The 25,788-nt window shown below is 71.0% G+C and carries 22 protein-coding genes and 1 pseudogene; 8 read left to right on the top strand and 15 right to left on the bottom strand.

Annotated features, from left to right (window positions below; translation table 11 throughout):
- Positions 1–69 precede the first annotated feature (69 nt).
- From ACFYQ6_RS08055 to ACFYQ6_RS08035, 5 genes and pseudogenes are all read right to left on the bottom strand, one after another.
- Positions 70–414 (bottom strand): hypothetical protein, encoded by a 345-nt coding sequence (locus ACFYQ6_RS08055; protein ID WP_388761550.1) that lies wholly within the window; start codon positions 412–414, stop codon positions 70–72.
- 101 nt (positions 415–515) lie between these two features.
- Positions 516–2,483, bottom strand: coding sequence for an ATP-binding protein (locus ACFYQ6_RS08050; protein WP_388762223.1), 1,968 nt, complete (start codon positions 2,481–2,483; stop codon positions 516–518).
- Positions 2,484–2,529: 46 nt separating this feature from the next.
- Positions 2,530–3,252, bottom strand: coding sequence for a response regulator transcription factor (locus ACFYQ6_RS08045; protein ID WP_361572497.1), 723 nt, complete (start codon positions 3,250–3,252; stop codon positions 2,530–2,532).
- Between the two features lie 113 nt (positions 3,253–3,365).
- Positions 3,366–3,694 (bottom strand): annotated as a pseudogene (locus ACFYQ6_RS08040) (glycoside hydrolase domain-containing protein); the annotation flags it as partial.
- 90 nt (positions 3,695–3,784) lie between these two features.
- Positions 3,785–5,077, bottom strand: a complete 1,293-nt coding sequence (locus ACFYQ6_RS08035) for a YeeE/YedE family protein (protein ID WP_388761547.1) — start codon at positions 5,075–5,077, stop codon at positions 3,785–3,787.
- A 367-nt stretch (positions 5,078–5,444) separates the two neighbouring features.
- Between ACFYQ6_RS08035 and ACFYQ6_RS08030 the strand changes: the two genes are divergently transcribed.
- The 3 genes from ACFYQ6_RS08030 (at position 5,445) to ACFYQ6_RS08020 (ending at position 7,364) form a co-directional block, all read left to right on the top strand.
- Positions 5,445–6,017 (top strand): SigE family RNA polymerase sigma factor, encoded by a 573-nt coding sequence (locus ACFYQ6_RS08030; RefSeq protein WP_361572503.1) that lies wholly within the window; start codon positions 5,445–5,447, stop codon positions 6,015–6,017.
- Complete coding sequence (locus tag ACFYQ6_RS08025; protein ID WP_361572506.1) at positions 6,010–6,594, top strand: hypothetical protein; 585 nt, start codon at positions 6,010–6,012, stop codon at positions 6,592–6,594. The genes ACFYQ6_RS08030 and ACFYQ6_RS08025 overlap by 8 nt, the downstream gene beginning before the upstream one ends.
- A 134-nt stretch (positions 6,595–6,728) precedes the next feature.
- On the top strand, positions 6,729–7,364 hold the full coding sequence (locus ACFYQ6_RS08020) for a hypothetical protein (protein WP_361572509.1): 636 nt from the start codon (positions 6,729–6,731) through the stop codon (positions 7,362–7,364).
- A gap of 428 nt (positions 7,365–7,792) precedes the next feature.
- Here the strand turns inward: ACFYQ6_RS08020 and ACFYQ6_RS08015 are convergent, their stop codons facing one another.
- Positions 7,793–8,497: a B3/4 domain-containing protein gene (locus tag ACFYQ6_RS08015; protein WP_388761543.1), complete on the bottom strand. Its 705-nt coding sequence runs from the start codon at positions 8,495–8,497 to the stop codon at positions 7,793–7,795.
- Between the two features lie 289 nt (positions 8,498–8,786).
- On the bottom strand, positions 8,787–9,623 hold the full coding sequence (locus ACFYQ6_RS08010) for an EamA family transporter (RefSeq protein WP_388761540.1): 837 nt from the start codon (positions 9,621–9,623) through the stop codon (positions 8,787–8,789).
- Positions 9,624–9,740: 117 nt separating this feature from the next.
- Here ACFYQ6_RS08010 and ACFYQ6_RS08005 point away from each other — a divergent pair, with 117 nt between their 5' ends.
- From ACFYQ6_RS08005 to ACFYQ6_RS07985, 5 genes are all read left to right on the top strand, one after another.
- A complete protein-coding gene (locus ACFYQ6_RS08005) occupies positions 9,741–10,325 on the top strand; it encodes an XRE family transcriptional regulator (protein WP_361572518.1) in 585 nt (194 codons plus the stop codon).
- A gap of 334 nt (positions 10,326–10,659) precedes the next feature.
- Positions 10,660–10,938, top strand: a complete 279-nt coding sequence (locus tag ACFYQ6_RS08000) for a polyprenyl synthetase (protein ID WP_361572521.1) — start codon at positions 10,660–10,662, stop codon at positions 10,936–10,938.
- Entirely contained in the window at positions 10,928–11,983 is a 1,056-nt protein-coding gene (locus ACFYQ6_RS07995) for a polyprenyl synthetase family protein (protein ID WP_388761536.1), read from the top strand. Before ACFYQ6_RS08000 ends, ACFYQ6_RS07995 begins: the two co-directional genes overlap by 11 nt.
- A gap of 173 nt (positions 11,984–12,156) precedes the next feature.
- Positions 12,157–13,314 (top strand): oxygenase MpaB family protein, encoded by a 1,158-nt coding sequence (locus tag ACFYQ6_RS07990; RefSeq protein WP_388761533.1) that lies wholly within the window; start codon positions 12,157–12,159, stop codon positions 13,312–13,314.
- Between the two features lie 179 nt (positions 13,315–13,493).
- The gene (locus ACFYQ6_RS07985; RefSeq protein WP_388761530.1) at positions 13,494–14,042 is read left to right on the top strand and encodes a DoxX family membrane protein; all 549 of its coding nucleotides are present in this window, start codon (positions 13,494–13,496) and stop codon (positions 14,040–14,042) included.
- A 186-nt stretch (positions 14,043–14,228) separates the two neighbouring features.
- Here ACFYQ6_RS07985 and ACFYQ6_RS07980 read toward each other — a convergent pair whose 3' ends face one another.
- The 8 genes from ACFYQ6_RS07980 to ACFYQ6_RS07945 form a co-directional block, all read right to left on the bottom strand.
- Positions 14,229–14,948 carry a DinB family protein gene (locus tag ACFYQ6_RS07980; protein WP_361572528.1) on the bottom strand — a complete coding sequence of 240 codons (720 nt, stop codon included), beginning with the start codon at positions 14,946–14,948 and terminating at the stop codon, positions 14,229–14,231.
- Positions 14,949–15,171: 223 nt separating this feature from the next.
- Positions 15,172–15,582 (bottom strand): VOC family protein, encoded by a 411-nt coding sequence (locus ACFYQ6_RS07975; RefSeq protein ID WP_361572530.1) that lies wholly within the window; start codon positions 15,580–15,582, stop codon positions 15,172–15,174.
- Between the two features lie 477 nt (positions 15,583–16,059).
- The gene (locus ACFYQ6_RS07970) at positions 16,060–16,515 is read right to left on the bottom strand and encodes a hypothetical protein (RefSeq protein ID WP_388761527.1); all 456 of its coding nucleotides are present in this window, start codon (positions 16,513–16,515) and stop codon (positions 16,060–16,062) included.
- 365 nt (positions 16,516–16,880) lie between these two features.
- Positions 16,881–19,355 (bottom strand): glycoside hydrolase family 3 protein, encoded by a 2,475-nt coding sequence (locus ACFYQ6_RS07965; RefSeq protein ID WP_388761524.1) that lies wholly within the window; start codon positions 19,353–19,355, stop codon positions 16,881–16,883.
- A gap of 132 nt (positions 19,356–19,487) precedes the next feature.
- A complete protein-coding gene (locus ACFYQ6_RS07960; RefSeq protein ID WP_388761521.1) occupies positions 19,488–20,744 on the bottom strand; it encodes an ABC transporter substrate-binding protein in 1,257 nt (418 codons plus the stop codon).
- Between the two features lie 583 nt (positions 20,745–21,327).
- Entirely contained in the window at positions 21,328–23,898 is a 2,571-nt protein-coding gene (locus tag ACFYQ6_RS07955) for a family 78 glycoside hydrolase catalytic domain (RefSeq protein WP_388761518.1), read from the bottom strand.
- Positions 23,899–23,977: 79 nt separating this feature from the next.
- Positions 23,978–24,877 carry a carbohydrate ABC transporter permease gene (locus ACFYQ6_RS07950; protein ID WP_388761516.1) on the bottom strand — a complete coding sequence of 300 codons (900 nt, stop codon included), beginning with the start codon at positions 24,875–24,877 and terminating at the stop codon, positions 23,978–23,980.
- Positions 24,878–24,882: 5 nt separating this feature from the next.
- Positions 24,883–25,767 (bottom strand): carbohydrate ABC transporter permease, encoded by an 885-nt coding sequence (locus tag ACFYQ6_RS07945; protein WP_388761513.1) that lies wholly within the window; start codon positions 25,765–25,767, stop codon positions 24,883–24,885.
- Between the last annotated feature and the right edge of the window lie 21 nt (positions 25,768–25,788).

Below are 25,788 nucleotides of genomic sequence, written 5' to 3'. Positions count from 1 at the left end.
GCCGCCCAGTCGCGGGCAAACCGCTGGTGGCGCCGCCCCCCGAGCAGGGAACGGCGCCACGGCACGGGATCAGCGCTGGGCGGCCGACCTGCGGCGGATCACGTAGGCGCCGGCGCCTGCGAGCGCCACCACCCCCGCCGCCGTGCCGTACAGAGCGGTGTCGCCGGCGCCCCGCGCCGTACGCTCCCCGGCGTCGACTCCGCCGCGCGGCATCGTGCCGGCGGGAACGGACTCGGCCGGTACCGGGGTGGAGACCTCGGAGGGCTCCGACGGCGTGGGGACGGGGGTCGCGGTGCGCTCGGCGGGCGCCGGTGTGGGGGTGCCGTCGGCGACGGCCGCGGCGGTCGGGAGGAGGACGGCGCCCATGGCGACGGCGGTGAGCACCGCGGTGCGCAGGGTGGGACGAAGGGACATGGCTGACTCCGATTCCAGCTCGGCGTTGGTGGTGCCCGCGCACGGATGCGCGTCGGGCGCCGGGCATGCCCTCAGCCTGGAGTGAAGTTGTGAGGAAGCTGTCAGACCGCCGTGTCCATCGGATCAGGGCCGGCCGGTGGGAGCCGCAGGGTGAAGACCGAGCCCCGGCCCACCGTGCTGGCCAAGGCGGTCGTCCCGCCGTGCGCCTCCACGAGCTTGCGGACGATCGCGAGCCCCAGGCCGCTGCCTCCGGTGCGGCGGCTGCGCGACTTCTCCGCGCGCCAGAAGCGGTCGAACACGTACGGCAGGTCCTCAGGCGCGATCCCGCTGCCGGTGTCCTCGACCTCCACCACCACCTCGTCGCGCCCGTCCCCGGTCCGGGCCGCGTACGCGCGCAGCGTCACCCGCCCTCCCGCCGGTGTGTGCCGGACGGCGTTGGCCACCAGGTTGCCGATGGCCTGCCGCAGCCGGACCGGGTCGGCGTCGAGCGCGGGGGCCGGCTCCTTCCCGGCGGGTTCGTCGACGGTGAGGCGGACCTCCGCCGCGTCGGCCTGCGCCTGGTGGGCCGCCGCCACATGGGCGAGCAGCTCCCCGATCCGTACGGGCTCGGGGTGCAGCCGCAGTGCACCCGCGTCGGCCGCCGACAGGTCCTGGAGGTCGTCGATGATGTGCTGCAGCTGCACCGCCTCCTCCAGGAGCGAGGAGACGAACGTGGCGTCGGCCTCGGCGACACCGTCCTGTGCCCCCTCCAGCCACCCCCGGATGTTGCTCAGCGGTGTACGCAGTTCGTGTGCGACGTCACTGACCATCACCTTGCGCTGTTCCTCCAGCCGGGCGCGGTGTGCCGACATGTCGTTGAAGGCCGCGGCGAGCCGGCCGATCTCGTTGTCGGCGGTGACCACCACCTGCGGTGGGTCCGCGCCGTCCCGCATGCGCTGGGCCGCCCCGGTGAGCGCGTGCAGCGGGCGTACGAGCCGGACTCCGGCCAGGACCGAGGCGCCGACGGTGAGCGCGAGAACGAGGGCCGCGACCCCGACGATCTTCGCCGTGTTCGCCGAGGACAGTTCGAAGCCGGGGACCGCTCCGCCGCCGGGGTCGCTGATGAACAGCAGCGCCGGTGAGGCCACGTACGAACTGAGCTGTTCCTGGCGGGCGATGCCGACGCAGGACGCGATGTCGCGGTCGTTCTCGCTGTCCAGGGGCGAGGGAGTGGCGAAGGGCGTCGGCCGCGCCTCCCGGGGGACGCTGATGCTGGGCTCGGGTACGGCCACGGGCTCGGGGACGGCGGTGGCGGCGGGGCCCTCGGACGTGCTCCACGACAGGTCGAGAGCGAGCCGCACCGCTTCGCGCCCCTGGCGGTCGAGGCAGGCGTTGACGAGCTCGTTGAGCGCAGTCAGCGCCTTCTCCTCGGTCGGGGTGGGGGTGTCCAGCGCGTCCGTGGAACACCGGCTGCCGCGCAGCCGGTCCGGATCGTTGCCCACGACCTGGACGCGGGCCCGCCCGCTGGGGGCCTCGACGACGTCCGAGGCGATCCCGGACCGGCCGAGGCAGTCCACCGCTTCCTCGGCCGCACGCCGCAACGACGTGCGTTCGGCGGCGGGCAGCCGGAACGGGCCGACGGCCCGCGCGTCGATCCGGTCGTCGCCCGGGCTCCTCGCGCCCTCGGCGCCGGGCGCCGCGACGGTCACCGACGCCGACTCCGCCCCGGTTCCGGTCCCGGCCTGCACCGCGGTGACCGAGAGCGGGTCGACGACGGCGGACGCCTGGGGCGGCAGACCGGGCGGCGGGGATGCCTCGGAGGCGTGCGCCGAGTCGGCGATGATCCGGCGGCCCGGGGTGGTCAGTGTGATGCGCCGGCCGGACGTCCCGGCCAGCTCGTCCACGGTCTCCCCCACCGCGTCCCAGGTGGGGTGTGCGGCGGCATGGGCGAGCAGGGTGTCGAGGACCCGGGTGTCGGCGGCGAGGTTCTGGCCCTGCTCCTGCTCGATCGCACCGGACGTGGTCTGCACGGCGAGCCACGCGGTCGCCGCGACCGAACACGCCGCTACGAGAGCCGACACGGCGAGCATCCTGCCGAGGAGGCTCTTGCGCAGCGGCGGTCGCCGCCGTGGCCGCTCAGCGCGCCGCGGCACGCCCTGCTCCCTTCAGCGGGTCCATGAGCTTGTAGCCGATGCCGAAGACGGTGAGCAGCCTGGCCGGGCGCCGGGGTGCCCGTTCGATCTTCTTGCGGAGGTTCATGATGTGCACGTCGACCGTACGGCTGCTGATGTAGCGGTCGAAGCCGTGCAGTTCGGCGAGCAGCTGCTCGCGGGTGAACACGCGTTCGGGCTCGGCCGCCATCGCCGCCAGGAGCCGGAACTCGCCGGGTGTGCACTCGACCCGCGCGCCGTCCACGGCCACCTCGTGCCGCAGGGGATCGACGACGAGCGTGCCCACCCGCAGCACAGGGCCTTCCTCTCGGCCGGCGTCCCGCCGCGTGCGCCGCAGGAGCGTGCGCACACGTGCCATCAGTTCGCGTGGGCTGTACGGCTTGGTCATGTAGTCGTCCGCGCCCAGGTCGAGCCCGAGGAGCAGATCGTCCTCCGTGGCGCGGGCGGTCAACATGAGCACCGCCGTCTCCCTGCCCTCGGCGCGCAGGATACGGACGACGTCCAGTCCGTCGGCGCGCGGCATCATCACGTCGAGGACGAGCAGGTCGGGCTCCCCCTGACGGGCCTGCTCCAGCGCGGAGAGGCCGTCCGGCACCACGGTGACGGCGTGTCCTTCGCGTTCCAGATAACGGCGTACCAACTCGGCTTGCTTCGCGTCGTCTTCCGCGACTATGACGTGGGCGCACACAGGGGTGATCGTAGAGGAGCCCTCGTCAGCGGCCTCGCTCGCTCCCGCCGCACAGCGCGAGGACCCGCCCCGGGGGACGGGTCCTCGCGTCCGGGCGGGATCAGCTGGTCACTTCAGGGCGGGGCCGCCGCGTCCGCCGACGTGCCCCACTCCGAGGGCTCCGCGCCGGACTCGAACGAGAGCTCACGGGTGCCACGGATGTCGTCGGTGGTCAGGTAGGTCTTTCCGTAGGCGGTCCCGTCGGTCCGCGCGGATCGGATGTACCGCGCGGAGCCGGCGGTCCGGGCGCCTTCGCGGTCAGCTTGTCCTCGGGGTGGTAGCGGTGGTCGAGGGTCAGGCCCACGCGCTCGAAGACGGGCGTCGACAGCCCCCATGTGTCCGTGCCGGGCCGGTCCGGGAAGATCCCGGTCGACGACCGGACGTTGCAGGCGCGTGGCAGCCCCCGCGGACAGACGCCCGGACCCGCCACGACTCGGGAAGTGCGTGGCGGGTCCGGGCGGGGTCGGCGATCCGGCGTACGGGCCGGAGGCGTTCAGCAGACGCCGTCTCCCGGCTTCGGGTTGCCCAGGCCGAACATCGGGCGCAGCTTGAGCCCCACCCAGGTGCCGGCCAGCGCGAAGGCGCCCCACACCCAGCCGCTCAGGCTGCCGGAGGCGATGCCCGCCAGGTAGGCGCCGATGTTGCAGCCGCCGGCCAGCCGGGCCCCGATGCCCATGAGTACGCCGCCGAGCACCGACGCGACGGCGGTGCGCCAGGGGATGCCCCGGTGCAGGGCCCAGGTGCCGCCGAGCGCGGCGGCCACGGCAGCACCGATCATGATGCCGATGTCGGTCAGGCTGTTCTTGTCGGCCAGGACCGGTCCCGCCAGCATCTCGGCATTGCCGGGCTGCTTCCACCAGGTCCAGTTCTCCGGGTTGCCACCGAGGGCCCCCACGAGCTCGGAACCCCACAGGCTGAACGCGCTCGTGATGCCCCAGGCGCCGCCGGAGACCAGCAGCACGGCCGCGCCGAGAACCGCCAGTACGAGTGCGCCGGCGGCAAGCGGCCAGGAGCCCCGGAGGGCACGGACGGCGGCGGTGCGAGCCGAGGGAACCGGCCCGAGGGGCGGCGGATTACGACGAGCCTGGACGCGCCGCGTGACCGCGACCACCACGAGCAGCGCGGCGATCGTCACGGCCCACGAGCCGAACCACCCGACGTGATCGGAGAGGACGACGGGCTCCCATGCGGGAAGGTCCTTCCACAGGTCGAACTGCCAGGCGGCCAGCGTGGCACCCGCGATGAACCCGCCGAGGGTCAGCAGCACCGAGCTCTGCCCCGAACCGACGGCGAACAGCGTGCCCGAGGCGCACGCCCCGCCGAGCTGCATGCCGATGGCGAAGAGCAGCGAGCCGAGCACCAGGCCGGCGCCGAGCGGTCCGGCCGAGGGTGCGGGCTGCGAGCCGAAGAGACCGGTGCCCGTGCCGATGATCAGGGCGAACAAGGTCGCCGTGGTGCCGAGCAGCAGGGCGTGCGCCCGCAGCCCGCTGCCGTTGCCGACCGCCATGAGCTGCCGCCAGGCGGACGTGAAGCCGAACCGGGAGTGGAACAGGGCCACCCCGAGACCGAGCCCGACCAGGAGCAGCACGCCGGGCTTGGCGCCGTGCGCGCTCCACACATAGGCGGTCAGCGCCACGGCGAGCAGACCGGACACGACGAGAGGGGCCCGGCGTACGGGAGGCAGCGGCGGTGCCTCGGGCCTCGGCACGGAGGTGGGAGAGGGAACGAACAGGGCGGGCAGAGCGCGCGGCGGCGCGGCGGGCCCGGCGGGAGGCGCGGTGGTCACGAAGGTCTCCGAGGTGATGCACGGCGGACGGTGGCACTGGCTGTCGACGGCGCGGACACGCGCCGGAGGGCTCAGCTGCGACAGAGACCGTCGTCGACGCACCACGTCGACTGCGCGAACAGCGCGTGGCACAACGACAGAGCGGATACAGACATGCGTACGAATATACGGACGGGCTTGCTCCGCTTGCCGATCCGTCTCGCCATGCGGATGCATCGCTGAGACGACCACCTTGCGCCTCCGGCCGCACCGCACCGCGGCCCACCTGGTGACCACGGCCGGCACCACGGCCGGCACCGCCGCCGAATCGCCGGCTTCTCGTGCGGCGCGGGAACCGGACGGCACCGCGGAGCGTGACACGAGAATCATGCGACCATCAGATGAATCGCGCCGCGCCCGGGAGGCGCACGAGCACGAGTTCGACGCTTTCTACGCCGCGAGCGTCGGTCGGCTCATCGGCCAGCTGTACGCGATGACGGGCGACCTCGCCGAGGCGCAGGACGTGGTCCAGGAGGCATTCGTCCGGGCCTGGGAACGCCGGGCGGAGCTGGACCTGAACGGCGCCCCCGAGGCGTGGGTGCGCACGGTGGCCTGGCGGCTCGCGGTCAGCCGGTGGCGGCGGGTGCGCACCGCGCTCGCCTTCGACCGAAGACAGGGCCCGCCGGCCTCGGTACCGCCACCGGAACCGCACCATGTGCTGCTGGTCGAGGCGCTGCGGCAGATCCCCGAGGCCCAGCGCCGGGCCGTGGTGCTCCATCACCTGTGTGACCTGACGGTCGAACAGGTGGCTGCCGAGGCCGACTGTCCCATCGGTACGGTCAAGGCACATCTGAGCCGGGGAAGGACCGCGCTGGCGCGGCTCCTCGCCGACACCGACCTGGATCCGCGGACGGCCCGGCTGCCGCGGACGACCCGCCTGCCGGAGGTGCGTCATGGCTGACGAGACCGTGCTGGAGACCTACCTGGCCGACCTCGCCGCGTCCGGCCGGCGGCAGGCGGCGCCGCTCGCCGCGGATCGCATCCGGGCGCGCGGCGAGCAGCGCGTGCGCCGCAGGCGGGCCGCTCTGACGTCCGGTGGGGTACTGCTCGTCGCCGCTGTGGCGGTGGGTGGGCTGTCACTGACCGGCGCTCCTCGCGGTCCGGAACCGCCGGCCGTCGCCCCCACGCCGACCGCTTCGCCGTTCGTTGCGCCGGCACCCGCACCAGGTGAGGAGTACGCCACCGAGCTGGGCCATGTGTACGGCGCGGTGGCCGAGGGGGACACGGTACGGGTCACCGTCGAGCGGCTCCGTAGCGTAGGGGGAACCACGGCGCCCACCGGCGTGGTGCACACGCTGACGCTGCCGCGTGGGCTGCCGGTGGAGACACGCCGGCTCGGCGACGGGGAGCCGGCGGACGTGGAGCTGGGAGGGCTGGTTGACCCGCTGGCCGGCGGGCCACGGTGGGTGTTCGCGATCGACTACGACGGCGAGGGCCGGGTGCACTCACTGCGGGAGGCGTACTGGCTCGACGGGTGAGTCCTCCGGGGGCTCCGCGAACTCCGCCGCGGGCGGTGGGAAAACGGATCGGATCCAGGTGCAACCTGAAGGGCGGGGCAGCGCGTAGAGGTCATGTATCCAGTAACGCACCTGATCCGTGGGGGACCTTGACCATGTACGTCTCACATCGCCGTACCACCGTGCGCTGCCTCGCCGCTCTCGCTCTCGGCCTCGCGACCTTGACCGGGTGCGGCGGGCAGGGTGACGGGCAGGCGGACACCGCCGCGTCCGGGACATCGGCGACGACCGCCACGCCGGCCGCCGAAGCGTCCCCGGTCACCGCGCGGAGCGGCGGCGCGACTCCGGAGGGAGCGACGTCGGCTCCGACCGGGGCGACCTCCGGCGCCACGCCGTCCTCTGCCGGTGCGGCGCCGGAGGTGACGCCCTCGGCCGGTGTCGCCCCCTGGGCCGGTACCAAGCAGTTCGTGCAGATCGACGACGCCCGGACCAGCGGCGGCGTGACGTACCTGTCGGTGCGGCCCGCGCAGAAGAAGGCGCATCCGCAATTCGAGGCATGGGTGATCGTCCCGGGCGAGGGGCCCTACACCGAGGTGCCCATGGCGAAGGACGCCAAGGTCCTGCTGTCCGTCCCCCTCGGCGACGCGAAGCACCCCGCGTCGTACTCCCAGGCCGACTTCGTCACCCGCCTGGCGACCCGGTCGCCCTCGGCGCCCGCACTTTTCGGATTCGACCTGAGCTTCGACGGAGAGGGACGGGTGACCAGGCTGCAGTCGCTGTACACGCCCTGAGCACTCGGACGGGGCTCGCCCCGGGGCAGCTGGGGATGCCCGTGCACACGAAGGTTCTCGACGCGGAACGGCGACGACCGCGTCGAGGCCACCGGCCCACCCTCGCGACGGAGTCGAGGCCGCTGCCGGGCGGGAGCGACTGTGCGGTCCGAGCCGATCGTCGTGACGGATCACCGCCTCGGAGCGACGGCGGCGGGTCTCGTCGTCGGTTCTCGCCGGCGGCAATCGCGAGAAGAACGGGACTCGCCGTCAGATCCCGGATCGCAGGGCGTGCCCACCTGATCGTCCTGCGCAGGCTCCTGCTCCCCGAGCAGGAGCCTTTCATGACCCCGTGGGCGAAAGAGGTCCCTCGATGTTCGCGGCGGGCGCGGGCGCCGTGCGGTCGGCCGACCGTCCACGGGCCATGACGGGAGACCGCCTCGCAGGGGTCACCTGGTTCCGGAAGGGTCCGGGCTCAGGTAGTGCACGGCGACCCCGTCGGCGTGCGGTTCGAGAAGGCCCCGCAGGTCGTGCGCGGCGGTCTCGACGAGGTGGCCGTCGCGGGAGGCGTGGACGGTTTCGAGGAGGAAGGCGACATGGGTGGAGTCTTCGGTGACGCGGGTGCGGTGGGCGTCCCGGTGGTTCCAGTGACGGGTCAGGACGCCGGCGGTGTCCGTGTAGATGATCTCGCCGGGCTTGGGGTTCTCGATGCTGTCGGGTTCGCCGAGCGGGGTGAACTCCTCGGTGCCGTCGGCGTACCGGATGTCGACGTCGCCGCTGACGTGGTCCAGATCGAACGCGCCGGCGGGCAGCCCGTGCCGTACGGAGACGGCGTTGTAGGAGTCCACGGCCGGGTTGATCCGCGGCATGGTCCCCTTCTTCGCGAACCGGCGGCCGAGAGCGTCGACGCTGGGGCGGATGCGGCGGGGATTCGTGCCGAAGGACCGGTAGGCGTTGTGCCACGCCTCGATCCTGGGGTCGGACTCGTCGGCGGGCTGCCAGATGCCGTCGATGAGCTGCTTCTCCATGTCCTCCAGGGCGGAGACGGTCCCGGGCCAGGGTTCCTGGCCGCGCAGGCCGGTGGCGGTGACCACGGCGATGAGGGTGCCGGGAAAGGCGTTGGTGACGTCGGGTGCGATACGGAAGGTGGTCATGTAGGTCTTTACTCCTCGGTGTTGCGTGCGAAAGGTGCGTGCGAAAGGCGGTGTCAGGGCTTCCGGGCCGATGCGGTCCAGGGGCAGGCCGCGGATGCCGGACAGCACCTGGCCGTGGGGCGGTGCGAAGAAGGCGACCGAGACGCGGCCCGCAGCTGCTGACGCTTGGTCAGCTTTCCGAAGTCGTGGTGCTCGGCATGCAGGTCTGTCGTTCGGCTGCGTCGAGAGCGGTGTGCCAGGGCTGCGCATGCCGCCCCTCGCGGCCGAGGCCGGGTCGGGTCGGGGGCCGTCAGGTGAGGGCCAGGAGGCTGACAGCGGCTGCTGCGGTGCCGAGCCCGATGAGCTGCCCCCGGTGGATGCGTTCGGCCAGCACGCTACGGGCGAGCAGAACGGTGCCTGCCGGATAGAGGGCCGTCACGACGGCCACGACGGCGAGGTCCCCGCTGCGGACGGCAAGCAGGAACAGCAGGTTCGCCACCGAGTCCAGCACGCCGGCGGTCGCCGACATCGCGTACGCGGGTCTCTCCGAGCCGAGGCGGCGGTACATCAGGCCGGCCGCCGTCAGAGTGACCAGCGAGGAGACCGCCCGGCCCACGATCAACGGGCCGACACCGCTCCCGGACGGGGCCTGCTGCAGGAAGATCAGCTGAAGTGCGATTGCCGCTCCCGCACCGAAGGCCAGCAGCAGCGCCGTACGGGAGGGCCGTCGCGCACCTGAGCCGTGTCCGGCGCTGACCAGCACCACAGCCACCAGGGCGAGGGGCAGACCGATCAGCCCGGCTGTTCCCAGGTGCTCACCCTGGAGCAGGCCCACACCGACGGGCAGCACCGCCGAGACCAGCGCGGTCACCGGGGAGAGCACGTTCATCGGGCCGATGGCCAGGGTCCTGTAGAGCAGGGCGAACGCCGCGGCCGACGCGACACCCGACGCGGCGCCCCAGGCCAGCGTCTGCTCATCGAAGGAGGCACCGAGGAACGGCCACAGCAGCAGCTCGACCGCCAGGGAGGCCGGGGCGGCGATCATCACGGTGCGCAGGACGTGGGCCTTGCGAGCGCCGAGGCCGCCGAGGAAGTCGGCGCACCCGTAGGCGAGAGAGCTGCCCAGGGCCAGCAGCAGAGCGATCACGGTACATCCCTTACTATGCAATGGAACGACTGAACCATACAGTGGACCGACCGACGGTTGTCAACCGAACGACCGCATGGTTCATTGAAGTGTTCCGATGCGAGGAAGGGTGAGGGGATGGCCGAGACCGACGCAGCACTGCGGGCGCTCGCACACAACGTGAGGGGAGCCCGCACCCGCGCCGGCCTCTCCCTGGACGAACTCGGCCGGCGCGCCAAGGTCAGCAAGGGCGCCCTTGTCGCCCTGGAGAAGGCCCAGGGGAACCCGAATTTCGCGACCCTGGTCCGGCTGGCCGACACCCTCGGCGTCTCCGTGTCCGCCCTCACGGAAGGGCGGACCGAGGGCCACGTCCGCGTGGTGTCCGCCGAGACGGTGATGCCGCTGTGGACAGGTGAGCAGGGCAGCGAGGCCCGGCTCATGCTCACGACCTCGGGCTCGGCACCCACCGAGGTATGGCGCTGGCGCCTCGAACCGGGCGAGGAGTACCCGAGCCACCCCCATCAGGCGGGCGTCGTCGAGACCGTCAGCGTGACCTCGGGCCGGATGACCCTGATCGTCGACGGCTCGGAGCACCCCGTCGAGGCCGGCCAGACCGCCACCTTCGACGGGGACGCCTCGCACACCTACCGTGGCGCGGGCACCGGCACCTGCCACCTGATCATGACCGTCCATCTCCCGCCGGGCCCCTCCTCCGCCACCTGACCCCGCCGTGTCCCTCCTCCGCCACCTGACCCCGCCGGCCCGGATGCCGGTACCCGCCCACGCGCTCCGGCGGGGGGCTCTCGCCCGCGCGCGATCCGGGGCGTCCGCCACGGGTTCCGGCCCGCCGATCGGAGCCACCGGGTTCGGCGTCCGGCCGTTCTGCCACCTCGGCGTTTGACTGCCCGGGATGCGGTTCCGCCGCGATCCGCACGGCCGGACGAGGCACTCACTCGATGGTGACTTCCTCCGTTCCGGTGCTCCGGGCGACGCGATCCTGAGCAGGACGGCGCTCGACCGACGCCGTCCGGATGTGCGTGGGGTGCGGGGAGACGGCATGACGCAGGAATCACGGAAGCCCGGGGGCCCGGACGGGCAGGCGGTGCTGCTGGTGGCCGGGTTGGCGGATCTCGCGGTGAGCACGGCGGGTTCGGCACTGGGCGCGTTACGGGGATTGCTCCGCCGGTCGGACGCCGGCGAACTGGCGGCCGAGGCGGAGCAGGACCTGATGGCTCGTGGGCGCCTGGTGCTGGACCGGTACGCCACTCCTCCCCCGGCCCATCTGGAGATCCTCGCCCGGGAAGCCATGGACCGGCGGGCAGCCGATGGCGTCTGACCGGTGGGAGCCGGCCGCGTTCAAGGCCCGCGTCGACGACGTACTGCGCCTGTTCGTCTCCGAGGAGGCCGAGCGGTTCACCGCCATCGATCCGGCCCTGGGACCGGTCGCCGAGCAGCTGGAGCTGGCGGTGGCGGACGGGAAACGGCTGCGGGCGGCCTTCTGCTACTGGGGCTGGCGCGCGGTGGGGCAGCCCGACAGTCACGCGCTGGTACGGGCCGCGGCGTCCATGGAACTGGTGCACGCCGCCGCGGTGGTGCACGACGACCTCATCGACGACAGTGCGCTGCGCCACGGCCGGCCCACCGCGCACGTCGCGCTGCGCGATGCCGTCCGGCGGCGGCCGCGAGCGGCGGCTGCCGCCGGGTCGCTGGCCATGCTGGTCGGCGACCTGCTGATGGGCCTGGCCGGAGAGCTGTTCGCCACCAGCGGTCTGCCCGCGGCGTATCTCGCGCGGGCCCGGCCGCTGTGGTCGGTGCTGGCGCGGGAGCTGATCGCGGGTGAGTGCCTGGAGATCCTGCGCACCGGCACGAAGCCCGACACCGCGGACTCGCTGAAGGTGATCCGGTACAAGACCGCCAAGTACACCGTCGAGCATCCCTTGCTGATCGGTGGCGCGCTGGCCGGCGCCGGGGATCGGCTGCGCGAGGGCTTCTCTGCGTACGGGGTTCCGCTGGGCGAGGCGTTCCAGCTGCGGGACGATCTCCTCGGCCTGTTCGGAAGCCCCGAACGCACCGGTAAGGCCGGGACCGACGATCTGTGCGGCACCCGGCCGACCGCGCTGCTCGCCGAGACCTGGCGGGCGGCCGGCGCGGACGAGCGACGGCAGTTGCGCAGGCTGCTGGGCCGGCGCGGCATGGACGAGGACGGTCTGCACGCCGTACGCGAGGTGATGCTCCGCCTCGGCGCGCCCGGCCGCGTGGAGGACATGATCGCCGCGCGCACGGCGGATGCCCTCGGCGCTCTGCAGGGGCTGAACATACCCGCGCCCGCGGCCGAGGCCCTGACCACCCTGGCGCATTCGGTGACAGCCCGTACGTCCTGACCGGCGCGCGGATGTGCGCACCTGCCGGCCCGTCCTCACCCGCGCAGGACGCGCGTCCCGACCGTGGGCTGACGCGTACGCACCGCCGGCCCGCCCCCGCCCGTGCACGGCCGCGTACCACCCACTGTCCTGCCCAGCCTCTTCCGATCATCGCGCTGCAGAAGGAGCCTGACATGACCTACACCGAGGCATCGGCGAACGCCCTGCGCCGAAGCGGCGACGAGCTCGCGGACGCCACCGTCGCCGCGCTCTTCGAGCGAGGGGAGGTGGGAAAGTTCAACACCCTGATGCGCCATGTCTCGACCGCCGGCGCTCCGCTGCCGGACGGCCTGCCCGACGTCGCGCGGGAGTACCTGCGGACGACGGCCGCACCGCCGGACTGGGTGGACTGGGACGAGATGGAGAGGGCCCGGCTCTTCTTCACCGACAACAACGTGCACATCGCCACCGCTCTGTCCTTCGCCTCCATGCCCGCCTGCTACGTCGTCCCCCACGTGGCGAAGCTGCTGTCGGCCTCCCACGGGCTCGCGTACCCCTCGAAGCGGATGGCGGAGACGGGCCAGTTCACCGTCCATCTGATGCAGCCGGACGCGTTCGAGGCCGGCAGCCGCTTCATCCCGGCGGCACAGAAGGTACGGCTCCTGCACGCCTCCATCCGCCACCACCTGGAGCGCGACGGTCACTGGGACACCGAAGCACTCGGTACGCCGATCTGCCAGGAGGACATGATCGGCGGCCAGATGTTCTTCTCGCTCCTCGTGCTGGACAGTCTGCATCGCCTCGGCGTCCACATGTCGGCAGAGGGCGCCGACGCCTACTACTACGCCTGGCGTGTGGTCGGCGCGATGCTCGGTGTCGACCAGGACGCGGTACCGAAGAACCTCGACGAGGCCAGGCAGTTCCTCGACCTGTACATGGTCCGGCACATGGGTCCCTCCCCGGAGGGCGCGCACCTGACCCGCCAGCTCATCGACCTCTACGAGGAGGTCGTTCCCGGGACCTTCTTCGACCCGGTCGTCTCCGCGCTGATCCGCCATCTCGTCGGAGACACCTGCGCCGACTGGCTACAGGTCCCGAGGACCACGTGGGACACCGTCGTCCGCGCCGTGCCGCATCTCCTCGGCGTGATGGAGTCCGTCGAGGACCGCTCACCCCTGGGCGCCTGGGCGCTGGACCGGATCGGCCATCTGACCACTCTCTTCGAGCTGTCGTCGCTCACCCGTGGGCGTGTCATGCACTACGCCATCCCCGAGCAGCTCCGCAAGGACTACGACGTCCCGGCCGCGGTGCCCCGCACGCGCCGGTGGGTACCCCCGGCCGCCACGGTCTGACGGCGGCTGTCACCTCCTCCGGACGACTGGGGGGGGGCAGCTACCCGGACGGGAGGAGGTCGCGTGTCACGACCGACGGGACGCGGAAGGTTTTGTTGAAGTTTCACGCAGTCTGGTACGTTCGACGAATAGCTTGAACATTCAAGCTTTCCCCGTCCGCTACAGAGAGACCTGCGCGCATGACTGCCACCCTGCGAACGACCGACCCGTCCTCCGGCACCGCACAGCTCGACAGCACCTCGCCCCACGCCTACGACGGCGGTCTGCTGCTGCTGCGCCTGGCCCTCGGCCTGACCGTCGCCGCACACGGCGTGCAGAAGCTCTTCGGCTGGTTCGGTGGCGGCGGGCTCGAAGGCACCGGGCAGTTCTTCGAGATGAGCGGCTATCCGGCCGGCGAGACGATGGCGCTCATCGCGGGGCTGAGCGAGACCCTCGGCGGGCTCACCCTCGCCCTCGGGCTGCTCACTCCGCTCGCAGGCGCCGCCGTCTTCGGCACGATGATCAACGCGCTCGCGGTGAAGTGGGGCGGTGGCTTCTTCGCCCCTGAAGGCGTCGAGTACGAGATCCTGCTGGCGGCGGGCGCGGCCGCGCTGGCACTCACCGGGCCCGGCCGGCTCGCAGTGGACCGCTTCCTGCCGGGGCTGCGCGCACACCGTCTCGGATACGGGGTGGCCGCCGTGGCTCTCGGAGCGGTGTCCGCGGGACTCGTCCTCCTCATCCGTAACTGAGCACGAGCGTCCTCGAACACACCGGCGGCCGGGCCGCTCGCCTCGCCAGGCAGGGCGATGCGGGGCGGGCCCGCCGATCGGGCGCCGGAGCGCGCCGCACGGCGAAGGCGACAGTGACTCCGTCGCCTCACACGCCTCCGGCTCACCTCCACCGGGAGACGTCAGCCCGTACGGCGCCTGACGCGACTACCTCCGGGCCCCGGAGCGGGCCCGCCACAGGTCGCGCAGGAGCGCGATCTCGGCCATGTGGTGGATGAATTCGAGGTTGGCCCCCGCAAGCACCGTGATGAAGGGGTCGTCGGGATCGGAGCCGTAGGGGTACTGCGAGAAGCCGACCGTGTCGAGCTGTTCCTCGGTGACGGTGCCCACGCTTTCGCGCCAGCGGTCGACAAGTGCCCAGAACCGGTCGAGTTCCAGGGCGGCGGAGGGGGTGAAGTCGACGAGCAGGTGCGGGTCGTGCCGTCGTTCGCCGAAGGTCCACTCCCATTGGCCTGCGAAGCACGAGTGGAGGTGCCCCAGCCGCCACGCGATGGTGGTGAGCGGCACTTCATCGGGCTCCGGCTCCCCCGTGTGGGCAAGGACCTGCTCGACCCGCTCGACGCTCACGCTCCAGTCCTCGGCGATCTTGGCGACCGTCATACCACCGGCGGCCTGCCGCGCGATCTCGGCGTACTCGTTCGCCGGGATGTCGGCGGCTCCCTTGTCGATCACCCACTCCCCCGGCCCGTACGCCCGTGGCGTGAGCGCCTCGTCACGGCGCCGGACGGACCATGAACCGGGCGCCGGCTCCCAGAGGTACTCCGCGTCACCGAGTCCCTTCAGACGCACGTGGGCCATCTCCCTGGCCTGGTCGAACTGGTGGAGGAGCACACCCAGCCGGTCGGTCCGTGGTCCCTCGGTCTCCATGTGCGCCCTCCCGCCGTGGCGCTCCATCTCGTCGCGCCCGGACGCAAGTCAACCGCCCACGTGGCGGGGGCGCGACCGATTTCCCCGCGTGGACCACGCAGACCACGCCATGGGCTCGCTCCCGCCCATCGGCGGCCGGCCGTACGCCCCGGAGGCGGCCACCCGCTCCATGGGTGCGCGGGGGCGGCCCGCCGGCGCGCCCACCCGCACACCGCCGGCCGCATCAGGCCTGCTGACCGCTGATGTTGACCATCCACGCGATGCCGAACCTGTCCGTGCACATCCCGAACACATCGCCCCACATCTGCTTCTCCAGGGGCACGGACACGTTGCCGCCGTCGCTCAGCCTCTCCCAGTAGCCGCGCAACTCGTCGGGGTCGTCGCCGCTCAGACTGACCGCGAAATTGTTCCCGGCCTGGTGCTCCGTCCCCGGCGGATTGTCCGCACCCATCAGCGTGAACCCGGCGGGGGTCTCGAGCGTGCCGTGCATGATCTTGTCGCTCTGCCCGGCGCCTCCCCCCATGTCACCGAAGGTGTGGAGTGTCAGGTCACCACCCAGGACGGTCTTGTAGAACTCCATGGCCTGCCGTGCGTCACCGGCGAAGCTGAGGTACGGGTTGAGGCGAGATGCCACGGTATTCCCCTTTCATGACGGTTGATCGGCGTCGGAAGCCTACGCGCGCCACAGGAGAAAACGGACGAACCGCAGGCCCCGGTCGCCCGCCCGGACGATGCGTCGGGGACCGGGCGGACGAGTCCGGCGTACGGCGGAGAGGAACCCGGTCCACGCCCGGCTGGTCCCGGTGCTCGTCGTGGACCGCGCCGGAGCGGTCGCCACACGGTCCAGGCACTGCGCCCCGGGAGGTCGGCCGCCGTCTGTCCGCCGTGGAGCCGGACGAGTCGATCTGGCGAGGGCTCCGCATGTCTCGGCCTGGGGACGCTGCCGGTGATCCTGACGGGGCGACGCGGCCGGCCCGGGTCCAGGCGGCAGGCAGTCGGGGCAGGGGGCGGGGACGGGGCCGCCCGGCCGGAAGCGCTGCACTCCGACGATGCGCCTCACCTCGGTGGGGCGCACGCTCATCCCGAAGGCATCGGCGCTCGCCTCCCGGGGTCACATGCCCAGGCTCGTGGCGAAGGCCGAGAACGTCGGCGCCACGACCCGCCATTCGCAGAGCACGGGGTCCGACCAGAAGTCACTGCCCACCACACGAGGATCCGACGGATCGGTGCGGTAGTCGAGCGCCAGGCCGCAGTCATGACCAGGGACGCGGTTGACGGCGATCAGCACCGCCTGTTCGACGTCCAGCCACGGCAGTTCGAGCGGAGCGGGGGATCGGGTCCCGCGTGCCTCACGGAAGAAGTCGCTGTGCGGGTCGTCGGCGAACATGTCCATCGAGCGGGACTGTCGTTCCATCCGTTCCGGCCCCGACAGGAAGTCGAGCTCGTCCTCGAACCAGGGAATGATCTCCATCAGCTCGGCATCGCCCGGGTGACGCCACAGGCCACGTTCCATGAGAGACAGCAGCCGGGTGGGCAGGTCCAGTCCACGGACCGTCGAAGGCGTCATGGCTCTCAGTTTCGCACGGCGAGCATCGCGATGATCTGACCGGTGACCAGGCAGCACCCCGCGCTCCGCAACTCGCGCGCCTGAACGGCCTTCCGTCCACCCGTACCGCGCCCCGCCGCTCAGCCCTCCGGGAGCGGCCGTTGCGCAGGCGCGTCCCCCGTGGCCGCCGTGACCGGGCAATGTCGTACGCGGCCGCGGCCAGACATTCCGAGTGGTCACGCGTAACCCGTCCGGCACGACGCCGGCCCTCACGACGAGAATGGACGTGAAGGCCGACGTGACGCTCACCGGCAGGACCCGCCGTCAGGATCCGGACGGGTTTGTGCCTCTGCGGAGTCCGTCGCCCGCGGCAGGGTTCTCCGGGCTCAGCTGACGGTGACGAGGCGCTGCACGGACAGGCTGCGTGAGGACCGGCCGGCGTGGACGGTGTACGAGCCGGGGGTGAGTTTCCAGGCGCCACCGGTCCACACCGACAGGTCGCGGGCAGAGACGCTGAAGGTGATCCGGGTGCTTGCACCGGGGGCGAGCTCGACCTTGCGGAAGCCGATCAGTCGCCGAGGCTCGGCCTGGGCGCCGGCAGGCAGGGCCGCGTAGAGCTGCACGACTTCAGTGCCTTTTCGGGATCCGGAGTTGGTGAGGTTGAGGGTGGCGGTCAGCGTCTTGGTCGCTGTGCTGTAGGACGCTTCCAAGGAGCCGAGGCTGAAGGTGGTGTAGGACAGGCCGTGCCCGAAGGGGAACAACGGGCTCTGGTTCATGGCGTCGTAGTAGCGGTAGCCGACCAGGTGACCCTCGCTGTGGGAGACCGTGGGGCCGTTGCCCGGGTAGGTGGCCTGTGTGGCGCCGGGTCCCTGGGACGCCGTGACGGGGAAGGTGACCGGAAGACGGCCCGAAGGGTCTGCGTCCCCGAAGAGGACGGCTGCCAACGCGGTGCCCGTGGCGCGCCCGGCGTACCAGAGCTGGACGACCGCTTCGACATCGTTGATCCACGGCATGGCGACGGGGCCGTCGGTGTTCAGGACGACGACGGTGCGGGAGTTGGCCGCTGCGACCTGGGCGATGAGTTCGTCCTGGTCGCCCGGCAGACCGAGGGAGCCGTGGTCCATGTCCTCGCCCGCGACCCGGTTGACGATGACGACGGCGGCGTCGCTGGTCCGCGCTGCGGCGACCGCGTCGGGTATGAGGGACTTCGGCTGCCAGCCGAGCGTGAGACCGCAGGTGCCGGTGTCGGCCGTGGTGTTGCTGTACTCGACGCTGATGCTGACCGGCTTCCCGGCCGTGAGGTCGATGGTGCCCTGGAGCGGATAGTCGTACGGCCCGAGGAAGAACCGGCGGCTGTGGCGGGTGCCGGAGATGACCGTCCTGCCGTCGATGACGAGCTTGGTGGTGCCTGCGGGAAGCAGCGAGAAACGGTGCGGGCCCGTGGTGGTCGGGGTGAGGGTGCCGCTCCAGCGGGCCGACCACACGGCGGGCAGACCGGCCACGGGCGCACTGGTGAAGTCGATGCCGGCACTGACCTGTGTGGCGACGGGAGTGCCGGACGGCTGGGCCGCGGCGTAGAAGCTGCCGGTCAGCCCCGTCGCTCCGGAAGCCGTGCGCAGCACCGTCTCCGGGACGGCGGTGAGGGGGATGTCTCCGACGGTTCCCTGCCGGTAGGTGACGGTGACCCCGCTGCCGGCCCGGTCCTTGATGGCCGCCAGAGGGGTGGTCCAGGTGCCGGGGTCGACGTAGGTGGAGCCGGATACTCCTGTCAGGGCCGTGTCCTGGGCCGGGCCGATCACGGCGAGCGACTTGACGGTGGAGCTCAGTGGGAGGGCGCCGCTGCGGTTGGTGAGCAGGACCGTGGAGTTGACGGCGAGTTCGTGGGCGAGGTCCTTGTGTCCCTGTGTACTGACGTTCGCGGCAGGTGCCGGCACGGGGTGGTCGAACAGGCCGTTGACATACATGGTGTTGAGGATGCGCAGGACGGCGTCGTCCAGGCGGGCCGCGGGGACGCTGCCGTCGGTGAGGCCGCCGGCAGGTATCTTCACGCCACCGGGGCCGAGTCCGCCGAGGTCCATGCCTGCCTTCACGGCTCCTACGGGGTCGTCGCCGGCCCAGAAGTCGGGGACGGTGTAGCCCTCGAGGCCGATGGTCTTCTTGAGGTCGTCGAACAGCGCGGGACTCTGGGTGGCGAACGTTCCGTTGATCTTCGGGTAGGCCATCATCACCGAGGTGACGGGTGCGGCGGCGATGATGCGCTCGAAGGCCGCGTGGTAGATCTCGTGCAGTGCCCGGTCGGAGATCTGCGCGTCGACGAAGAAGCGGTTGACCTCCTGGGTGTAGGCGCTGAAGTGCTTGACGGTGGCGACGACGTGTTGTTCCTGGATGCGCCGGGTGAGCGCCGCGCCGAGGGTGCCGGAGAGGAACGGGTCCTCCCCCATGCTCTCGGCCTGCCGGCCGAAGTGCCAGGTGCGGGCGGTGTCGACGGTGGGGCCCAGGAGGTTGTTGTAACCCTTGGCGCGCCCTTCGGCGCCCAGCGCCTGGCCGAGCCGGCCGGCGAGGTCGGCATCGAACGTGGCGGCCTGCGCGAGGGGGACGGGGAACGCGGTGACGCCGGTCTCCCCGCGCAGTCCGGCTGAGGCGTCCACCATGGTCAGGGCCGGAATACCGAGGGAGCTGAGAGCGGCGAAGTCGCAGCGGACGAGGGCCTCCTTCTGTGCGGCGGTCATCCTGGCCAGGAGGGCGACGGCCCTGCTGTCCGGGGCCGCACTCGCGATGCGGCGGGGCGCTGCGGCGGCTGGTGCGATGCCGGAGGCCAGAGCGGTGAGAACGGCGGCTGAGAGGAACGTACGACGATTCATGGCGGCTCTTCCATGAGGAATCGGGGGCAGGACAGAACAGCGCCTCGGTAGGCGCGAGCAGCGGGACGCTGCGCTGTGCAGGGTTCAGGGGTCGCTCACCGGCGCGCGCCGCCCGGGCACGGCACCTGCGGCTCATCCCTCCTGGTAGGCGTCATCGAGGGCGGCAAGGACGCCGTCGACATCAGTGCGTCCGGAGAACAGGTTCTGGATCTGGGTGAAGTGCTCCTGCTGGACCTGCGGGTCGGGCCACAGCTGATCCATGAAGGGCACGGTGGTGCCGGCTTTCTGATGCGCGACCAGTTCCCGGAGGACGGGGTCGGCGGTGAAGTGGTCGTTGGGGATGGCAGGCAGGGTGCCGCTGTCCTGGTTGTAGAGGTTCTGGCCGGTGTCGGACCCGAGGAACTCGGCGAACTTCATGGCCGACTCCTTGTTGTCACTGTCGGCGTTGACTCCGTAGGCGGCCGACACGGCGCCGGGCATGTGGGTCTGTGCCGCGTTGTTGGTCGCGGGCAGGGCGAACATGGCCAGTTGCAGTTCCGGAGCTGCCGCGGTGATGGCCGAGATGCTGCTGGCGACCTGTATGAAACCCACCGCCCTGCCTTCGGCGACGTCCTGGACGGACGTCTCGTAGCTCGTCCTCAAGGGATCACTGCTGAAGCAGCCCCGCTCGTCGAGCTCGACGTACTTCTCCAACGCTGTTCTCCAGCCGGACTCGGCGAAGGTGGCCCGGCCGCTGCCCATCTCCGTCGCGAACTCGGGATGGACGGCGTAGACCGTGGTGGCGGCCAGCGCGTAGTCGGCGAGCTGGGTCACCCACGGTGTCTCGATGCCGAGCGCGAACAGCACCTTGCCGCCGGCCTTCGCCTTGTCGCACAGCTGCAGCAGCTCGTCCCACGTCTGTGGGGCGGTCCCGCCTATGTCACGCATGGCCTTCTTGCTGTAGATCGCACCGATACCGCTGTAGTTGGCCGGGACGGCATAGGTGGCGTCCCCGACCCGGGTCACCCACTTGGTGTCCTCCGGGACCCTGCGCGCGAACTTCAGACCGGACAGATCGGCGAGTCGGCCGGCGGGCTCCAGCGTCCGCAGAGCGGCGGGATTGCCGTATCCGGGCCAGACGGTGAAGACGTCAGGCGCCGTGCCCGAGGCCAGTCGGGCGGGGAGGGTGCTCTGGAGACGGTCGGTGTCGGCGTAGGTCACGTCGACCTTCACCTGCGGATTCTCCCGCCCGAAGGCCGCCACGACAGTCTCCATGGCTGAGCGGTCGGTGATGTTGGCGGTGATCTTCAGTGCGTCGGTGGCTGCCGCGCCGGACCCACCGCACGCGCTCAGGCTCATGGCGAGGCTCGTGACCATGACGGAGACAAGGACGCGGCGGGAGGTTCTCATGACGGGCTCCGTGCGGGAGAAGGGGAGGTTGCGATGTGCGGTGCAGCTGGGATGCCGGGCTATCCGACGGGAGCGGTTCTCCCGGACGGCCCGGACGAAGCGGCCAACCGCGCGACGGGCCACCGTCGAGGGCGGGGCCGACCGAGCGGTCAGGTGCTCGGCCGGCCCCAGCTCGAGGAGGATTTCTTACGAACATCCCTTGTCGGCGAAACGCATTTTGCAGCTCTTCGGAGACAATTGCCGCCGCTTCCCACGGCACCAATTGCGGTGTCCGGCGACCGGCCGGTCGTGAACCGTTTCAGCTGGCAAAGGGGAAACTATGGCCTCCCGCAGCTTCAGGTCAACCCTCGGGAAGCATGTACCTCAATGAAATACCGCAACCGCCGAGACATCCCCTTTCACTTGAAAAATCGATCTGAAATTTCAATTGAAAGGCTTCACGACACCGCCCTTTATCAGCGCACTGGATGGCAAGCATCGACGCGACGAATACCGGAGAGTCCGACGAACCTTGGGCATGGCAGAGCCCGGCGCATGCGAGCATGCGCCGGGCTTTCTGCAGCTGATGTGCGAGGGGTTTTTTTCAGGCAGCCTTCATGGCGAGTTTCGCCGTGTCGAGGACATGCTCGCCTGGTCCCAGGGCGACCGGCGGGCAGCCGGGCAGATCTGCGGTCGCCTCACAGCCCTCCGGTACGACGACGTCGGCCGTCAGCCCCGTGGCGGTCTGCTCCCAGGAGATGGACACCGTTCCGTAGGGGGTTTCGTGCCGGGTGCGGGCCGATGTGATGCCGCCGCCGGGGCGCGGCCGGAAGGTGATCTTCCGGTATCCGGGGGCCGCGGCGGTGATGCCGCCGACCACACGGTGGAGCCAGTCCGCGACGGCTCCGAGGGCGTAGTGGTTGAACGACGTCATGCCCCCGGGGTTGAGGGAGCCGTCGGGCCGGAGGCTGTCCCAGCGTTCCCAGATCGTCGTGGCACCCATGGTCACGGTGTACAGCCAGGACGGGCATCCGGTCTGCAGGAGCAGGCGGTAGGCGATGTCGAGGTGCCCGGTGTCGGTGAGCGCGTCACAGATCAGCGGGGTGCCGACGAAGCCGGTGGCGATGCGGGCGTCGTCCTCGACGACCAGCTCGGCCAGTCGGTCTCCGGCCGGCTGCCTCTGCGACGGGGTCAGCAGGCCGAAGGCGAGCGCGACGGCGTAGGCGGTGGGGCTGTCGCTCGTCATGCGGCCCGAGGGGAGGACGTACCGGTGGCGGAAGGCTTCGGCCACCTCGTCGGCGAGTGCGCCGTACCGCTCGGCATCCGTGTCGTTCCCCAGCGCCGCTGCCGTCAGGGCGAGGTGACGGGCGGAGTGGGCGAAGTAGGCGGTGGCGACGAGATAGCGGTCGGTGCGGCCCGCGGCCGGGTCGTCGGGCGGGGCGGCCGGGTCGAGCCAGTCCCCCAGCTGGAAGCCGGTGTCCCACAGTCGGGTCGGGCCGGCGAGGTTTTCGACGAGGTCGACCCACTTCTTGGCCATCGGGTAGTGGCGGCGGAGCAGGTCGAGGTCTCCGGACCTCTGGTGGAGAGTCCAGGGGGTGAGGGTGGCCACGTCTCCCCATGCGGCCCCCGGGTGGATCGGCGTCCACATGGGCTCGCCCGGGATGACGGGTACGTACCAGGGGATCGTGCCGTCGGGCAGCTGCTCGAGACCGACGTCGGTGAGCCAGGAGTCGAGCATGCCCGCGCAGTCGTAGAGGAAGCCGGCGGTGGGGGCGAAGACCTGGATGTCGCCCGTCCAGCCGAGGCGTTCGTCGCGCTGGGGGCAGTCGGTGGGGATGTCGACGAAGTTGCCGCGCATGCTCCACACGACGTTCTCGTGCAGACGGTTGACCAGCGGATCGCTGCACTCGAACCAGCCGGTTCGCCGCATGTCGGTGTGGTACACCCGGGCCGTCACCATGTCGGCCGTCAGGTCCGCCGGCCAGCCGCTGACTTCGGCGTAACGGAAGCCGTGGAGGGTGAAGCGCGGTTCCCAGGTGAGCGGGCCCCGGCCGGAGAGGATCAGGGTGTCGGTGGCGTACGCCTCGCGCAGCGGCCGCGTGGCGAGTTCGCCCTCCTCAAGGACCTCGGCGTGCCGGAGGGTGACGGCGGTGCCGGCCGGGCCGTCGAGTGTGACGCGGAGGCGGCCGACGAGGTTCTGGCCGAAGTCGAGCAGGTGACGGTCGTCGCCGGTGCGGGTCACCTCGACGGGTGCGATCTCCTCGGTGCAGCGCACCGGTGGGCCCGTCGGGGCGACGAGGGTGCCGAGGTCACGGCTGTTGGTGCGCACGGGGGCCCATTCCCCCGCAACCGCACCGGGCGGAGTGGCCCAGCCGGGGTCGTGCAGCCGGGCGTCGAACGTCTCGCCCTCGTAGAGGCCGCTGGTCAGGATCGGTCCGGGGGCGGCACTCCAGGTGCCGTCCGTGGCGAACGAGGCCGTGGTGCCGTCCTCGTACGTCACCTCGAGCTGGGCGATGAGGGACTGGTCGGTGCCGTAGATGTTGCGGGTTCCGCCGTCGAAGCCGTACTTGCCGCGGTACCAGCCGTCGCCGAGCCAGGCACCGATGGTGTTGGCGCCTTCGGTGAGGTGGCCGGTGACGTCGTGGGTGCGGTAGCGCAGGCGGTGCGGGTAGACCGTCCAGCCAGGGGCGAGGGTCTCGTCGCCGACCCGTCGCCCGTTGATCTCGGCCTCGTACAGGCCGTGCGCCGTGATGTAGAGGCGGGCGCGCGTGACGGGCCGGTCGAGATGGAAGTCCTTGCGGACACGCGCCGGGCGGCGGTCTGCTTCCGGGTCCTCGTCCCAGGTCGCTCCGACCGGGACCGCGTGCCAGTCGGCCGCGTCGAGCAGGCCCGCTTCGGCCACACTCGGTCCGCTCCAGTCCGAGGGGGCATCGGCGTCGTCCGTCCAGACGCGGACACGGACGGTTACGCGCTCGCGTGAGGTCAGCGGTGCGCCGGGCCAGGCGACGAGCACCTGGTCCCGGCCGGCGAGACGGCCGGTGCGCTCGACGCGTCCGCCGCGGGTGAGTTCGAGCTCGTACGCCTCCTGGGAACGGCCGCCTGCCGGCAGCCTCCAGGTCAGTCGGGGGGAGGGAACGCCGATGCCGAGAGCGTCCGGGAGATGCTCGAAGGACACCGGTGAGGGCTGAGGGGGGAGCAAGGAAAGCCTTTCGTCACGTGCACGGGAGCAGGGCGAGCGGGGTCGCGGGCGTGGCTCAGCCCTTGACCGCTCCCGAGGTGAGGCCCTTCATGACCTTCTGGTTGAGGAAGAGATAGATCAGGAGGGTGCCGAAGACGTTGATGCAGATGGCGGCGAACAAGGGCCCGTACTGGGTGGCGCCGAAGTCACCGGTGAAGTTGAGCAGGCCGACCTGGATGGTGCGCAGGTCCTGGTTGTTGGTGAAGGTCAGCGCGATGAGCAGGTCGTTCCAGATGAAGAAGAACTGCACCAGGCCGACCGTGAGCAGGGCGTTGCGGACCAGGGGCACGCTGATGGTCCAGAAGGCGCGCAGGATGCCGGCGCCGTCGATGGTGGCGGCCTCGAAGAGTTCGCGGGGGACGGTGCGGTAGTACGTGGCCATCATGAAGACGGTCAGCGGCAGGCCGGTGCCGGTGTAGGTGAGGACCAGCGGCCACAGGGTGCCGGACAGACCGGCCTGGAAGTACACGGTGAACAGCGGCAGGAGGATCATCTGCGGGGGCACCATCATGCCCGCCAGGAAGACGAGAAGGGTGAGGCTGCGGCCCTTCCACACCATGATCTGCAGGGCGAATCCCGCGGCCGTTCCCAGGAGCAGCATGAGCGCCAGGGCGGGCAGGACGGCGAGCAGACTGTTCTGGACGTACAGGCCCAGGTGGCCGGTGGTCCAGGCCTCCGAGTAGTTGCCCCACTCCCACGTCGTCGGCAGGCTCCAGGTGGAGTTGTTCAGGTAGTCGTCGTTGGACTTCAGGGACGTCAGGAACATCCAGATCAGCGGATAGATCTCGACGACCAGCAGCAGGGTGACGACGATCTTCACCCACGGGCGGCGCGACGGCCGGGCTCTGCGGGGCGACCCGGTGGTACCGGACGGCCGGCGGTCCGCGGCGGTCTTCACAGGTGTGTCGATGGCCATGGCGTTCAGCCCTCCGTGATGTCGCGACGCGAGACGCGGTAGACGACAAGGCTCACCAGCAGGCACACCACGGTCAGCAGCAGGGCGATGGTGCTGCCGTAGCCGTAGTCGCTGTAGGTGAACGACGTCTGGAACATGTACAAGGTCAGGGGCGTGGTGCCGTTGCCGGGGCCACCGTTGGTCAAGGCGACGACGGAGTCGAACACCTTCAGGGTGCCGTTGATGCTGAAGATCAGTGACGACATCAACACCGGCAGGGACAGCGGCAGCACGATGTGCCGGATCAGCCTCAGCCCCGAAGCGCCGTCCAGGCGGGCCGATTCCAGGACCTCGTCCGGAATGTCCACCAAGCCCGCGAAGAGCAGGACGGCGTAGAAGCCCATGGAGCGCCAGATGTCCATGACGATGAGGACCCAGAACGCGCTTCCCGCACTGCCGAAGAAATCGATGGATTCGAGTCCGACCGCGTTGAGCAGCGAATTGACCGGTCCTGTCTGCGGAGCGACCTGGAAGAACTTCTGGAAGAGCAGGCCCACGGCGACCGTGGGCAGCACGACCGGGAAGAACGCCAGCGTCCTGATCAGCGCGGAGGACTTCTTCAGGAAGAAGACGTACAGCAGGGCCAGCAGATAGCCGGCGACGACCTGTCCCACCGTGACGACGGCGGCGTATGTGAGGGTGAACCAGAGGGATTCATGAACGGACGGGTCATCGAGAAGGCGGGAGAAATTCGCGACCCCGTTTCCGGTGAAGCCGTCGATGGTGTTGCCCTTGGTGAAGGAATACCCGAGCGACCACACGATCGGGACCAGCATGATCAATGAGTAGACCAGAAGGGCGGGACCGAGAAGGATTGCGATGGCCCTGCGGTCACCGAGTACGCGGTGCATGGATGGTGTCCACTTCGCTTC

Origin of the sequence: Streptomyces sp. NPDC005494, from assembly GCF_042872025.1 — a bacterium.
Lineage (GTDB): Bacteria > Actinomycetota > Actinomycetes > Streptomycetales > Streptomycetaceae > Streptomyces.
Note: the sequence above shows the minus strand (reverse complement) of the source record. Positions and strands in the feature narration are given on the sequence as shown.